Origin of the sequence: Streptomyces gilvus (assembly GCF_022513565.1) — a bacterium.
GTDB lineage: Bacteria > Actinomycetota > Actinomycetes > Streptomycetales > Streptomycetaceae > Streptomyces > Streptomyces gilvus.
The window spans coordinates 85,431-98,947 of sequence record NZ_JAKWBE010000020.1 but is presented as its reverse complement, the minus strand read 5'-3'; the positions used below and the strand labels follow the sequence as shown (position 1 = coordinate 98,947).

Annotated in this window: 10 protein-coding genes and 1 pseudogene; 6 read left to right on the top strand and 5 right to left on the bottom strand. The window is 72.5% G+C overall.

Going from position 1 to position 13,517, the window contains the following annotated elements; all coding sequences use genetic code 11:
* Positions 1 to 4 precede the first annotated feature (4 nt).
* Positions 5 to 685: pseudogene (locus MKW14_RS27350) on the bottom strand (ATP-binding cassette domain-containing protein); the annotation flags it as partial.
* Between the two features lie 173 nt (positions 686 to 858).
* On the opposite strand from MKW14_RS27350, the gene MKW14_RS27345 reads away from it, so the two are divergent.
* From MKW14_RS27345 to MKW14_RS27335, 3 genes are all read left to right on the top strand, one after another.
* Complete coding sequence (locus MKW14_RS27345) at positions 859 to 1,425, top strand: SAV_6107 family HEPN domain-containing protein (protein WP_240866517.1); 567 nt, start codon at positions 859 to 861, stop codon at positions 1,423 to 1,425.
* 252 nt (positions 1,426 to 1,677) lie between these two features.
* Positions 1,678 to 2,448, top strand: coding sequence for a methyltransferase (locus tag MKW14_RS27340; RefSeq protein WP_240866514.1), 771 nt, complete (start codon positions 1,678 to 1,680; stop codon positions 2,446 to 2,448).
* 276 nt (positions 2,449 to 2,724) lie between these two features.
* Positions 2,725 to 3,114 (top strand): SCO2097 family morphological protein, encoded by a 390-nt coding sequence (locus tag MKW14_RS27335; RefSeq protein WP_240866512.1) that lies wholly within the window; start codon positions 2,725 to 2,727, stop codon positions 3,112 to 3,114.
* Between the two features lie 695 nt (positions 3,115 to 3,809).
* On the opposite strand, the gene MKW14_RS27330 is transcribed toward MKW14_RS27335, so the two are convergent.
* From MKW14_RS27330 to MKW14_RS27315, 4 genes are all read right to left on the bottom strand, one after another.
* On the bottom strand, positions 3,810 to 6,272 hold the full coding sequence (locus tag MKW14_RS27330) for a transglutaminase TgpA family protein (protein ID WP_240866510.1): 2,463 nt from the start codon (positions 6,270 to 6,272) through the stop codon (positions 3,810 to 3,812).
* Positions 6,269 to 7,642, bottom strand: a complete 1,374-nt coding sequence (locus tag MKW14_RS27325; RefSeq protein WP_240866509.1) for a DUF58 domain-containing protein — start codon at positions 7,640 to 7,642, stop codon at positions 6,269 to 6,271. Before MKW14_RS27325 ends, MKW14_RS27330 begins: the two co-directional genes overlap by 4 nt.
* Positions 7,642 to 8,682: an AAA family ATPase gene (locus MKW14_RS27320; RefSeq protein ID WP_240866507.1), complete on the bottom strand. Its 1,041-nt coding sequence runs from the start codon at positions 8,680 to 8,682 to the stop codon at positions 7,642 to 7,644. Before MKW14_RS27320 ends, MKW14_RS27325 begins: the two co-directional genes overlap by 1 nt.
* A 250-nt stretch (positions 8,683 to 8,932) precedes the next feature.
* The gene (locus MKW14_RS27315; RefSeq protein WP_374116601.1) at positions 8,933 to 9,541 is read right to left on the bottom strand and encodes a beta-class carbonic anhydrase; all 609 of its coding nucleotides are present in this window, start codon (positions 9,539 to 9,541) and stop codon (positions 8,933 to 8,935) included.
* 269 nt (positions 9,542 to 9,810) lie between these two features.
* Between MKW14_RS27315 and rsmH the strand changes: the two genes are divergently transcribed.
* From rsmH to MKW14_RS27300, 3 genes are read left to right on the top strand one after another with little or no spacing between them, the layout of a single operon-like run.
* Positions 9,811 to 10,767 carry a 16S rRNA (cytosine(1402)-N(4))-methyltransferase RsmH gene (gene rsmH, locus MKW14_RS27310; protein ID WP_240866503.1) on the top strand — a complete coding sequence of 319 codons (957 nt, stop codon included), beginning with the start codon at positions 9,811 to 9,813 and terminating at the stop codon, positions 10,765 to 10,767.
* Between the two features lie 51 nt (positions 10,768 to 10,818).
* Positions 10,819 to 11,394, top strand: coding sequence for a cell division protein FtsL (gene ftsL / locus MKW14_RS27305; RefSeq protein ID WP_240866496.1), 576 nt, complete (start codon positions 10,819 to 10,821; stop codon positions 11,392 to 11,394).
* Between the two features lie 5 nt (positions 11,395 to 11,399).
* Entirely contained in the window at positions 11,400 to 13,364 is a 1,965-nt protein-coding gene (locus MKW14_RS27300) for a peptidoglycan D,D-transpeptidase FtsI family protein (protein WP_276621926.1), read from the top strand.
* Positions 13,365 to 13,517 lie beyond the last annotated feature (153 nt).

Here is a 13,517-nt window from a genome sequence, read left to right as displayed (position 1 = left end):
TCCCCTGGGTGCTCACGACGAGGGCGTCTTCCGGGGCCTGGCTGGACACCGCCACGACGGTCGTCCCGGCCTCGGCGATGGACCTCAACTGCGCCCAGATCTCGGCCCGTTCCGCGTCCGAGAGCTTGAGGTCGGTGTCGTCGACGCCGAGCAGCCGGGGACCGCCCAGCAGAGCGAGCGCCAGGGACAGCCGCAGCTCCTGAAGGCGCTCCAGATCGCGTACGGCGGTCCGGGAGCCCTTGGGCAGCGAATCGCGGTCGAGCCCGGCGGCGGCCAGGGCGTCGTCGATCCGCAGCTTCGCCTCGGCCGTCCGCTCGCGCCGGGGCCGCAGCAGACCGCGCAGCGAGTCGCCGAAACGCCGTTGCAGCAGCGCCCGTTCGCGCAGGTGCTCGCCGACGGTCAGGGCCGGTTCGAGGTCGGTGACCCCGGCCACGTTCGCCAGGCCGCTGACCCGGCGTACGGCCGCCATCTGCTTCGGCAGCCGCCACTGACCGACCTCGGCCGCTCCCTCGCCGGGTTTCATCCGGCCCGTGAGGGTCAGCAGCAGACATGTACGGCCTGACCCCGACGGTCCCTCGATCGCGATCAGCGAGCCGGGCGCGGCGTCGAACGTGACGTCGCCGAAGACCCGCCCGCGAGGGCCCCTGAGTCCGAGGCCGCGGGCCGTGACACCGGTACCGGGCACGTTCCCCCCATCCCCTGGTCTGGATACCGCTTTTGAACTGACTGGTCAGTGCAAAAACTACTCCGAACCTTCGATCGAAGCAAAAGGCCTGGTCAGAGCGGATTGTCAGTGGCATACCGCACGATGGGCACATACGGCATCCGTGCCGTTACCCAGATGACAGGAGGTTCGTCATGGCCAGCTACCACGCAGCAGCCGCTCGTCGGCGCCGCGCCACCGGCCCTGCCCCCTCACTGACCGGTCCGGCGAGCGACGTCCATCCCGTGCTGCGCCGCTCCGCCGCCCCGCCGGCCGCCCTCGACCTGCTCGCCCAGGCCCGCGCCGGGCTCGACGAGGCGGCCGTGCTGGAGACTCCGAACGAGCGCTACGCCACCGCCCACCTCGCCGCCCTGCGCACGGCCGCGGCGGTGCTCGCGGCGCGGGGCCGCCCGGAGACCACCGTGCGACGCCGGGCACGCATCCGGAGCGCTTGGGAAGTGCTCCCCGAGATCGCGCCCGAACTCACCGAGTGGAGCGCGCTGTTCGCCTCCGGGGCCCGGCGCCGCGCCCGGGCCGAGGCCGGCATCCAGGGCGCGGCGAGCCGCCGGGACGCCGACGACCTGATACGCGACGTGGCGATGTTCCTGCGCCTCGTCGAGCGCATGCTCGTACTCCAGCCGGTCCTGCCCCAGCCCCGCCAGGACCTGGACCACCCGGAACCGGCCCCGGAGAGCGACCGCGACTTCCCGGACGCGGGGTGAGCGTGCCGGGCCGGCGCCTGCTGAGCGGAGGCGCAGCCGTTCGCCGGGCGTGGGCGTCTCGTGGGCCGGTGGGACGGCCGGAAGTCCAGCGTGCGAGACGTGGTGCGGGGCGGGGTGCCGAGGTGGCCGGGCCGGACGGCGGAGGCAATAGGGTGGAGAACGCCTGAAGCCTTCCCTCCGTACGCCGGGCCGGGAGGCAGCCCGTTCGCTCCGCCGTGCAACAGGCGGTGCCGCGCCGAGGAGTCAACTGCCGTGTCGGACCCGCTGCGACCCCGCGCCTCCCTCCGTACCGCCGTGGTCTGGGAGGTCCTCCAGGACGCCCTCGACCGCCGCGTCAAGGCCACGGGACGGCAGGCGCTGGACGTCCTCGACACCGGAGGCGGCAGCGGCAACTTCGCGGTGCCCCTCGCCCGCCTCGGCCACCACGTCACCGTCGTCGACCCCAGCCCCAACGCCCTGTTCGCACTCGAACGCCGTACCGCCGAGGCGGGCGTAGCCGACCGCGTCCGGGGCGTCCAGGGCGATGCCCACGGCCTCTTCGACGTGGTCGAGCGCGGCGGGTACGACGTCGTGCTGTGCCACGGCGTCCTGGAGTACGTCGACGACCCGGCCGAGGGCCTGCGCAACGCCGTGGCCGCCCTGCGCGGCGAGGGCGTCCTCAGCCTGCTCGCCGCCGGTCTCGGCGGTGCCGTGCTCGCCCGCGCGCTCGCCGGGCACTTCAAGGAGGCCCGCCAGGCGCTCGACGACCCGAACGGCCGCTGGGGCGCCGGCGACCCCGTGCCGCGCCGCTTCACCGCCGAGCAGCTCACCGCGCTCGTCGAGGGCGCGGGCCTGCGGGTCGGTGCCGTGCACGGCGTGCGGGTCTTCGCCGACCTGGTCCCGGGCGTGCTCGTGGACACCGAGCCCGGCGCCATGGAGGCGCTGCTGAAGCTGGAGGAGGCGGCCGCCGAACTCCCCGCCTTCCACTCGGTGGCCACCCAGCTCCACGTGCTCGGGGAGACGCCGGAGGCCACCGAGGCCTGAGTGACGCCTGTGCCGCGCCGCTGATCAGCGGCGCGAGCGCGCATGGAGTACGCCACAGGCCCCCCGAACGGGGGCTTGGAGCCGTATGATCGAAGGAGATCACCCGGCATGACGGGTCGGTCGCTGGGGAATGGAAGATTCAGCGAGCCGGGACGTCGATGGCGGAATCCGGTTGGCCAATTGGCGCAGAGGGGCGGGTTTCACGGGGGCGATTCCCTGCCTATCCTGAAGGGACCCCCCGGGTCGCCCCGGCGACTGCACGATGAGGAGGACTCCGTGCCGCTCTCGGAGCACGAGCAGCGCATGCTCGAGCAGATGGAGCGAGCGCTGTACGCCGAAGATCCCAAGTTCGCGTCGGCGCTCGAGGGAAGCGGGCTGCGTACGTACACCCGGCGGCGGGTCTACCAGGCGGTCGCGGGCTTCCTCGTGGGTATCGCGCTCCTCATGGCAGGAATGGTCGCCAAGCAGGTCTGGCTGAGCGTGGTGGGCTTCCTCGTGATGCTGGGCTGCGCGGTCCTCGCCGTGACCGGCTGGCGCAAGGCGCCCAAGCCGGGCGAACAGCCCGCCGGCGCCCCGCAGGCGCGCCGTCAGGCCCGGCCGAAGCGCTCGATGATGGACCGGATCGAACAGCGCTGGCAGCGTCGCCGCGACGAGCAGGGCCAGTAGCGCTCCGACGACTCCGAGGGGTGACCACCACCGGTGGCCACCCCTCACCCATGCCCGCACGGCAGAATCAACCCGGGCGCCGACTCCACCACGGGGCAGAAGCGCCCGGCAGGCTCCAGCGAGCGGCTGAAGCGACCGCCTGGGTGGGGAGCGGCTGAAGCGCCCGCCCGGCCCTACCGAGCGGCTGTAACGCCCGGCAGGCTCCAGCTAGTGGCTGTCGCGCCCGGTCGGCTCTGGCGTGCGGCTGTAGCGACCGGTTGCCGAGCGGCTGTAGCGACCGGTCGGCTCCACGGAGTGGCTGATGCACCCGGTTCGGCTGTAGCGACCGGCTGGCTCAACCAGCGGGCTCAGGGCGCTCGGCTGGCTCCAGCGTGCGGCTGTAGTGACCGGTCGGCCCAACCAGCCGGGCTCAAGCGACCGGCTGGCTCCACGGAGTGGCTGATGCGACCTGCCGGCTCCAGCGTGCGGGCGTAGCGACAGGCTGGCTCAACCAGCGGGCTCAGGCGACCGGCTGGGGCTCCACGGAGTGGCTGATGCCAACGGTCGGCTCCAGTGAGTAGCTGGGCGGTTGAGTAGTGAGCGGCTGGAGGGGCCGAGTGGCTGTGCGGCGGCTTTGGAAGGAAGGGCGGTAGCAGTCGGCCCGGTTCGGAGATTTCGAGCCGGGGCCGATCAGCGGGTGCGCGGCGGGTGGGAGGTCAGCCGCCTTGGCGGCCCGGTTGGCCTGGTAGGCGGCGGATCAGCGTGGTCCAGCGGTCGGCCAGGCGGGCCTTGACGGCCGTCCAGCGGTCCGACAGGTCCCACAGGGCGCGGACGGCCGAACGCGGCGCGACCACCGCACGGATCCTGGTCGTCCGGCTCGCCCGGGAGCGCAGGGCCGACCGCAGCGCGCGGACGTCGTCCGCCAGGCCCGGTACCGCCCGCGGCCGGGGCGCGTACAGCACCTGTTCCACGGCGCCCGCCACCCGGTGGACCCGCTCGGCCGTCGCCGGATCCAGCACCCCGAGCCGCACGATCCGCGCGGCCGCCTTCCTCGGGGTCAGCGCGTCGTCCGGCACGATGCCGTAGTCCCAGGCCGTGTCCGTCAGCTCACGCCAGACGGCGAGCACGTGCCCGGCCGCCATCTGCGCTGCGTGACGGGCGTCCGCCTCGACCTCCATCGCAGGCGCTCCGACCGGGTTCCCGCCCAAGGACGCGTGCTGGGCCGAGGCCAGCCGTGCCGAGCGCCGTCGCAGCCGCCACAGCATGGGCAGCAGCGGTACGGCGAGCACCAGGAGGGCGAGGACCCCCCAGCCGGCGTACCAGTACCAGGGGTGCCCCTCGATGCCCGGCTCGGCGGTGTCCAGCGGAGCGGCGACACCGCAGTCCTGGAGCCTCTTCTCCTGCACCGAGCAGCTGGCGCTCGACGACGGCGCCGCCGACGCGGACGAGCCCGCCGACTGCGAGGGCTGCACGACGTCGGGCAGGCTGTTGCCCGGCGTGTCCGACTGCGTGTACGAGGGAGTGACGCCCCGGCTGGGGGTCGGCTCGAAGCGGGTCCAGCCCACGCCTTCGAAGTACAGCTCGGGCCAGGCGTGGGCGTCCTTCAGACCGACCGACACCGACTGGTCCGACTGCGGGGAACCGGGGGCGAAGCCCACCGCGACCCGGGCCGGTATGCCGAGGATGCGGGCCATCGTCGCCATCGCGAAGGAGAAGTGGACGCAGAAGCCCTCCTTGTCCTTCAGGAACTTGGCGATCGCGTCGGGACCGGTGCCGACCTGCACCTGGGTGCTGTACTGGAACCCGCCGCTGGCGGTGAACCAGTCCTGCAGCTTGACCGCCTGCTCGTAGTGGTTGGTCGTGCCGGCGGTGACCTGCCGGGCGGTCTTCGCCACCACCGAGGGCACCGAGTCCGGCACCTTGGTGTAGTCACGCCTGATCGCCGCGGGCGCCTGAGGGGCGTCCGCGAGCTGCTCCGCCGTCGGCTGCACGTCCAGGCTCTTGACCAGGTACGTCTTGCCGCGCGTGGTCTCTCCGTGGTCGCCGACCAGGGTCATGCCCACCGGTTCGTAGCGCCAGTTGCCGTCGATGTCCACGCCGCTGGGCGGGTAGGGCATCGGCAGCCAGTCCTGCGCGTACCAGTCGGCTGCCGTGATCCGGGTCTCGATCTCCGTGCGCTTGACGTCCGGCGCGAGGCCGGTCGGGGTGGGGAACCTGCCCGGCACGGAGGTGATGTGCCGCTTGGAGGGCTTCCAGGTGCTGCCGTCGAAGTCGTCCAGGGACACGATCCGCAGATACATGTCCGACAGGTCGTTGCTGCTGGTCCTCAGGGACATGACCTGGCGGTCCTCGTCCACGTTCAGACTGTCGCGCAGCGACACGAGCGGGTTGACCGCGGAGATCGTGCCCCCGCTGCCGTTGCCCACGCCCACGCCCGTCCCGGCGCCGTCCAGCAGCCCGCCGTTCATCGCGGGCAGCGCGACCGGCACCACCAGGGCGATGCCCAGCGCGAGCACGCCGATGCGGCGCCCGGTGCGGACCGGCGCGACCGCGCCCAGCTCCCCGCCCGGGGTCCGTGGCGCTCCGCCGAACACGCGGCCCCACTGCGAGAGCCGGTCCCGGCCCTCGGCGAGCAGCAGCATCAGATAGCCGCCGGACGCGACCAGGAACCACAGCCAGTCGGCGCCCCCCTCGGACAGTCCCGCGGCCACCGAGTACAGCGCCAGCAGCGGCAGACCGGCCGGGGCCGCGCTGCGGAAGGTCACCGCGAGGGTGTCCACCGCGAGCCCGACGATCATGACCCCGCCCAGCAGCATCAGCCGGATGCCGCCGGACTCCAGGGGCGCCGGTATCGCGTACCGCGCGATGTCGTCGCCTCCCTGCTGCAGCAGGTCGGAGAAGTGCCGGAACGCCTCGGGGCCGGGCACGATCCCGACGAAGGCCTGCTGCCGCGCGAAGACCAGGGTCAGCATCAGCAGCGTGACCAGGGCCTGGGCCGCCACCGTCAGCGGCCGGGCCAGCGGAACCCGGCGGGTCGCCGCGCCCACGCCGGACTGGACGCCCAGCATCACGGCCGCCTGCAGGATCCAGGTGGCCGGCGACACCAGGGGCAGCAGGGCGCAGGAGGCCAGCAGGGTGGCCGCCCAGGCGCACAGCGCCAGCCGTGTCCGCCCGCTCATGAACCCGCCCCCTCACCGCTCGGCCCGCCCGCCGCGGCCAGGCCCGTGCGCTCACGGTCCGCCTGCCGCCACAACTCGCCCAGCGAGACGCCCCGCGGCACGCTCAGGGCGGTCCAGCCCGCCTCCCGCAGCATCCGCAGCCGCTCCTCACGCCTGTCCAACGGGCCCGGCACATCGCTCGGTTCCCGCACCCACTCCTCGCTGTCGAGCAGGAAGGCGACCGCGCCCCCGCTGCGCTGGCGCATCTTGGCGGCGATCGCGGTCTGCTCCTGGTCGAGGTCGCCGAAGAAGGCCACCAGCAGCCCCTCGTTCCCGCCGCGCAGCACGTCGTAGGCCCGCGACAGGCCCGCGCCGTCGGAGTGGTCGACCACCGCGAGGGTGTCCATCATCAGCCCCGCCGAGTCGGCCGTCTCCTGGCTCGCGCCCGCGAACCCCTCGGCGCCCTCGCCGGGCACCGAGTTGCCGGTGTCCGTCAGCAGCCGCACCGAGAAGCCCCGTTCGAGCATGTGCACGAGGACGGACGCGGTGCCCGAGACCGCCCACTCGAAGGGCGAGTCGGGGCCCGCGCCCTGGAAGGCGATGCCCCGGGTGTCCAGCAGCACCGTGCACCGGGCGCGCTGGGGCTGCTCCTCGCGGCGCACCATCAGCTCGCCGTAGCGGGCGGTGGAGCGCCAGTGGACGCGGCGCAGGTCGTCGCCGTAGCGGTAGCCGCGCGGGATGACGTCGTCCTCGCCGGCCAGGGCGAGCGAGCGCTGCCGCCCGTCGCCGTAGCCCTTGGCCTCGCCGCTCAGGCGCACCGGCGGCAGTGGCTCCACGCGCGGGATCACCGTCAGGGTGTCGTACGAGGAGAACGAACGGGTCAGTTCGCACATGCCGAACGGGTCGGTCAGGCGCAGCTGGAGCGGGCCCAGCGGATAGCGGCCGCGCAGGTCGGAGCGGACGCGGTAGGAGACCTCGCGGCGTCCGCCCGGCTCGACCCGGTCCAGCACGAAGCGGGGCCGCGGCCCGAGGACGTAGGGCACCCGGTCCTGGAGCATCAGCAGACCGGTGGGCAGCCGGGAGACGTTGTCCATCCGCAGATGGACGCGGGCCTCGCTGCTCGCGGGCACGCGCGCGGGGGAGAGCCGGCGGCTGCCCGCCACCCGGTAGCGCGTGCGGTACAGGAACGCGGCGCAGACGAGGGGGAGCGCGGCGAGCAGCAGGCCCACCCGCAGCAGATCGCTCTGGCCGAGGACATAGGCGCAGATGGCGGCGGCGATGCCCGCCGCGAGGAAGGACCGGCCGCGGGTGGTCAGGCCCGCCAGGGCGGTACGGACGCCGCCCTTCTCGCCCCGGTCGGCCTCCGTGTGCCCGGTCCCTCCGAAGGACATCACAGCCTCCGCGGCGGCTGCTGGCCGTACGCCGGCGTGCCGTGGCCGAGGCCGCCGAAGCCACTGGACTGCTGGGGCGCCGCGGGCACCGGGGTGCGCTGCAGGATCTCCTGGACGACCTGCTCGGCGGTGCGGCGGTTGAGCTGGGCCTGCGCGGTGGGCAGCAGACGGTGGGCGAGGACGGCGACGGCGAGCGCCTGCACGTCGTCCGGCAGGGCGTACTCCCGGCCGCTGAGGGCCGCGGACGCCTTCGCGGCGCGCAGCAGGTGCAGCGTCGCGCGCGGGGAGGCCCCGAGTCTGAGGTCGGGGTGGGTGCGGGTGGCGGCGACCAGGTCCACCGCGTACCGCCGGACCGTTTCGGCGACGTGGACCGCGCGCACGGCCTCGATCAGCTTCACGATGTCGTGCGCGTGCGCCACCGGCTGCAGGTCCTCCAGCGGGGAGACGCCGCCGTGCACGTCGAGCATCTGCAGCTCGGCCTCCACGCTGGGGTAACCCACCGAGACCCGGGCCATGAAACGGTCGCGCTGCGCCTCGGGCAGCGGGTAGGTGCCCTCCATCTCCACCGGGTTCTGGGTGGCCACCACCATGAAGGGGCTCGGCAGCTCGTAGGTCTGCCCGTCGATGGTGACCTGGCGCTCCTCCATCGACTCCAGCAGCGCCGACTGGGTCTTGGGCGAGGCGCGGTTGATCTCGTCGCCGATCACGATCTGCGCGAAGATCGCGCCCGGCTTGAACTCGAAGTCCCGGCGCTGCTGGTCCCAGATGGACACACCCGTGATGTCCGAGGGCAGCAGGTCGGGCGTGAACTGGATACGCCGCACGGAACAGTCGATGGACCGCGCCAGCGCCTTTGCGAGCATGGTCTTGCCCACGCCGGGCACGTCCTCGATCAGAAGATGTCCCTCGGCGAGAAGTACGGTCAGCGAAAGCCGCACGACCTCGGGCTTGCCCTCGATCACTCCTTCCACCGAACTGCGGACCCGCTCCACAGTGGCGGTCAGATCTGTAAGGCTCGCTCGATCGTCATAGGTCGTCACCCGGCCCTCCTCGGCCCGTTCTTTCTCCGGGCCGTCGCTCTGCGATGCGGACCGGCCCACCCCTGGAACACGGACACCACGCGTGAAAAGTTCCGCGTGACGCCACACCCGCATTCTTGCCGCCGTTACCGTTTCGTGTCACTCGACTGTGGACAAGTGGCCGCGATATGTCGGGTTTTACGGTACTTGGGGTCCAGCATGCGCGTGTTCCGGGGAAAACGAGAGGGCCGGGGGACGTCTCCGGGACCGGTTACGCCGGGTCGATCTCGCGCAGCAGACCCGTCCGCACGTCGAAGACGAAGCCGCGCACGTCCTCCGTGTACAGCAGGAACGGCGAGGTGCGCACCCGCTGCATGGACTGGCGCACGTCCTGGTCGACGTCCGAGAAGGCCTCCGCCGCCCAGGCCGGGCGCTGGCCGACCTCGTGCTCCAGCTCGGTGCGGAAGTCCTCGGTGATCGTCTCCATGCCGCAGCCGGTGTGGTGGATGAGCACGATGCTGCGGGTGCCGAGCTTGCGCTGGCTGATGGTGAGCGAGCGGATCACGTCGTCGGTGACCACGCCGCCCGCGTTGCGGATGGTGTGACAGTCGCCGAGCTGCAGGCCGAGCGCCTTGTGCAGGTCGATACGGGCGTCCATGCAGGCCACCACCGCGACGTGCAGCACGGGACGGGCGTCCATCCCGGGGTCGGTGAACTCGGCGGCGTACCGCTCGTTCGCCTCGACGAGGCGGTCGGTGACCGTGCCGCCGTGTATGGCGCCTTCGGACTCGGTGGGCACGGATGCAGAAGTCGTCATGGCCACAACGGTACTGGTCACGGCCGTTCCGGTCGCGGTGTGAGAGCGGGAGAAGAGCGTCATCACGTCCCTCTTGTGAGGTAACCCACACAGGTGGCGGCGGCTGAGCCGTCAGGGTGGTTTTCCCCGGTTCGCCGCTTGGCACGCATGCCGGGCCGCCACGCGCAGGCCGGTTGATTGACCGCGAGACACCGTGGACTAAAGTGACGCGAAGCGGGAGGCGAGGCCCTCCCTGCTGGACGAACTTCCCGGAGGCCCCCACGCGGACGGCCTCCCCACGTGCGCGGGGACCCGGCGGTGCGTACGGCCCGCGCCGGACCTGAGAGGGCCCCTTGAGCAACAGTCGACACGTCCCGGTGATGCTCCAGCGGTGCCTGGACCTGTTGGCCCCCGCCCTTCAGCGGCCCGGAGCGGTCGTCGTCGACTGCACGCTCGGGCTCGGCGGTCACAGCGAGGCCCTGCTCGAGCGCTTCCCCGAGGCCCGGCTGGTCGCCCTCGACCGCGACAAGGAGGCGCTGCGCCTGTCCGGCGAGCGGCTCGCCCCCTTCGGCGAGCGCGCTACCTTGGTGCACGCTGTCTACGACGAGCTGCCCGACGTGCTGCGGCGACTCGGCATCGCGCGCGTGCGGGGCGTGCTGTTCGACCTCGGCGTCTCCTCCATGCAGCTCGACGAGGCCGACCGCGGCTTCGCCTACGCCCAGGACGCCCCGCTCGACATGCGCATGGACCAGACGACCGGCATCAGCGCCGCCGAGGTCCTCAACACCTACCCGGCCGGCGAGCTCGTCCGCGTTCTGCGCGCGTACGGCGAGGAGAAGCAGGCCAAGCGGATTGTCGCCGCCATCGTGCGCGAGCGCGACAAGGAGCCCTTCGACAACAGCGCCCGTCTGGTGGAACTGATCCGGGACGCGCTGCCGCAGGCCGCCAAGCGCACCGGCGGCAACCCGGCCAAGCGCACCTTCCAGGCGCTGCGCATCGAGGTTAACGGTGAGCTGTCCGTGCTGGAACGGGCGATCCCGGCCGCGGTGAAGGCGCTCGACGTCGGCGGACGCATCGCCGTGCTGTCGTACCACTCGCTCGAGGACCGCCTGGTCAAGCAGGTCTTCGCGGCCGGTGCCGCCACCACCGCGCCTCCCGGGCTGCCCGTCGTCCCCGAGCGGTACCAGCCGCGGCTCAAGCTGCTCACGCGTGGTGCCGAACTTCCCACCGAGGAAGAGGTCGCCGAGAACCGGCGGGCGGCGCCGGCGCGACTGCGCGGGGCCGAGCGCGTCAGGGAGGACGTCGAGTGAGGGGTGTGAGCGGGTTGGACATCCGAACTCACCAGGTGGGCTGGGGGCGGTGTGAGTAGGAAACCCGAACTGAGAGGGCGGGCCGCCCGTCTCGCCCGGCTCTTCCCCGGGGCGCCGAGCCGTGGACAGGCGGCCCGCACCCCCTTCGTCCTGCTCGTCGTGCTCCTCCTCGGCGGCGGTCTGATCGGCCTCCTGGTGCTGAACTCCGCGCTCAGCGAGGGCTCGTTCAAACTCGACGACCTCCAGAAGAACACCAAGAACCTCACCGACGAGGAACAGGCGCTCCAGCGGGACATCGACGCCTACTCCGCCCCCGAGGCCCTCCAGCGCCGCGCCCGCGAGCTGGGCATGGTCCCCGGCGGCGACCCCGCCTTCCTGAACCCGAACGGCACCGTGAAGGGCGTTCCCTCGGCCGCCGCCGAGCAGTCCTCCGCCCAGATGCCGCTCGTCCTGCTCCCGCCGGAGACCGTCGGCTCCTCACCGGCACCCGGCACCGAGCCCGCCGCGACCCCCACGGCCGACGGGTCGCCCATGACCGGCGAGACCCCCACGACCGGCGTGCCCCAGACGACCGGCGAGACCCCGGCAGTCACCACCCCCGCCCCGACGACGACCCCCGGCAGGTGACGGAATTGTCCGACAGGGAACCGCCGCGCCGCCGCGTGCCCGGCCCCGCGCGCCCCGCCCGCCCCGCCGCCGCTCAGCGGCGTCCCGGCCCCGGCGCCCGCCCGGCGGCCCGCCGTCCGGCGGCGGCCCGGCCCGCGGCCCCGAGCCTCCTCAGGCTCGGCAGCCCCCGCCCCCGGCTGCGCATGGTGGCGCTGGCGCTCACCCTGGTGCTGATCGCGTTCGTCGTACGGCTGCTGCAGGTCCAGGCCGTCGACGCGAGCACGTACGCCGCCAAGGCCGAGCAGAACCGGTACGTCGTGCACACCCTGGCCGCCGAGCGCGGCGGGATCACCGACCGCGACGGCGTGACCCTGGCGACCAGCGTGGACGCCTACGACCTCACGGCCGACCCGACGATGTTCACCCGCGCCCAGCTGAAGATCGACGACGGCCCGGAGCAGGCGGCCGCGCTGCTCGCGCCGATCCTCGGCCAGGACCAGGCCACCCTCGTCAGGAAGCTGCGGCCGGCCAACAAGAAGCTGCGCTACGTCCTGCTCGCGCGCCGTCAGACCCCGCAGGTCTGGACGCAGATCAAGGACCTGAGGAACGCCCTCATCCAGAAGGCGGCGACCGACCCGGGCACCGCCAACGTCCTGGCCGGCGTCTTCGCCGACCCCAGCAGCAAGCGCGTCTACCCCAACGGCGACCTCGCCGCCGGGATACTGGGCTGGGTCAACGACACCGGCCGGGGGGGCGGGGGCGTCGAGCAGGAGCTGAACAAGGAACTGTCCGGCAAGGACGGCAAGATCCGCTACGCCCAGTCCGGCGGCCGGCTGATCCCCACCGCGGGCTCCGCCGAGACGCCCGCGGTGCCCGGCAGCGACGTCGAGCTCACCATCGACCGGGACATCCAGTGGGCCGCCCAGAGCGCGATCAGCGAGCAGGTGAAGAAGTCCGGGGCGGACCGCGGGTACGTGATAGTGCAGGACACCCGGACCGGTGAGATCCTCGCCATGGCCAACTCGCCCGGCTTCGACCCCAACGACCTGTCCAAGGCGGACCCGAACGCCCTGCACAACTGGGCCGTCGAGGACGCCTACGAGCCCGGCTCCACCGCCAAGATCATGTCGATGGCCGCCGTACTGCAGGAGAACGTGGCCACCCCCCTCACGCATGTCGTGGTGCCCAACCGGCTGCACCGCGGCGACCGGCTCTTCAAGGACGACATCGACCACGCCACCTGGGACCTCACCCTCAACGGCGTGCTCGCCAAGTCCAGCAACATCGGCACCATCCTGGCCACCGGCCAGCTGGGCAGGACGCAGGCGCAGGCCAACAAGGTCCTCTACTCCTACCTGCGCAAGTTCGGCATCGGCAGCTACAGCGGACTCGACTTCCCGGGCGAGACCAAGGGCATCCTCGCGCCGCCCGGCAAGTGGTCGACCTCGCAGCAGTACACGATTCCTTTCGGCCAGGGCGTGTCCCTCAACGCCATGCAGGCGGCGTCCGTCTACTCGACCATCGCCAACGGCGGCGTCCGTATCGAGCCCACGCTCGTCCGCGGCACCAGGGGGCCCGACGGGCGCTTCACTCCGGCCGCCAAGCCGCAGAAGACCAGGGTGGTCAGCGCGAAGACGGCGAAGACGCTCGCCCAGATGCTGGAGTCGGTCGTGGACGACCAGGAGGGCACCGGCACCAAGGCACGCATCCCCGGCTACCGGGTCGCGGGCAAGACGGGTACGGCCAACCGCGTGGATCCGGCCACCGGCAAGTACCGCGGATACACGTCCTCGTTCGCCGGTTTCGCCCCTGCGGACAACCCGCGCGTGACCGTCTACTGCGCCATCCAGAACGCCACGAAGGGCAGTTACTTCGGCGGCCAGATCTGCGGACCCATCTTCAAGGAGGTGATGGAGTTCGCTCTGAAGACCCTCCAGGTCCCGCCCACCGGCGCGAAGCCCGCGGCCCTGCCCGTCACCTTCACGCCCTGATCGGCGCAACCAGCCAGGAACGCTCCGTGACCATGATCACTCCCGACTCCGGCAAGCCGGACGCCCCCCGCCCCTCGCTTCGCTCCCGGGCGGGTGCGCCCGGTACGCTCACCGCCGTGCCACACGCTGATCAGTCCCAAATCACCCAGAAGG

Coding starts and splice junctions, on each gene's coding strand:
- MKW14_RS27345 (WP_240866517.1), top strand. CDS start 859: ATGGCCAGCTACCACGCAGCAGCCGCTCGTCGGCGCCGCGCCACCGGC.
- MKW14_RS27330 (WP_240866510.1), bottom strand. CDS start 6,272: ATGAGCGGGCGGACACGGCTGGCGCTGTGCGCCTGGGCGGCCACCCTG.
- MKW14_RS27325 (WP_240866509.1), bottom strand. CDS start 7,642: ATGTCCTTCGGAGGGACCGGGCACACGGAGGCCGACCGGGGCGAGAAG.
- MKW14_RS27315 (WP_374116601.1), bottom strand. CDS start 9,541: ATGACGCTCTTCTCCCGCTCTCACACCGCGACCGGAACGGCCGTGACC.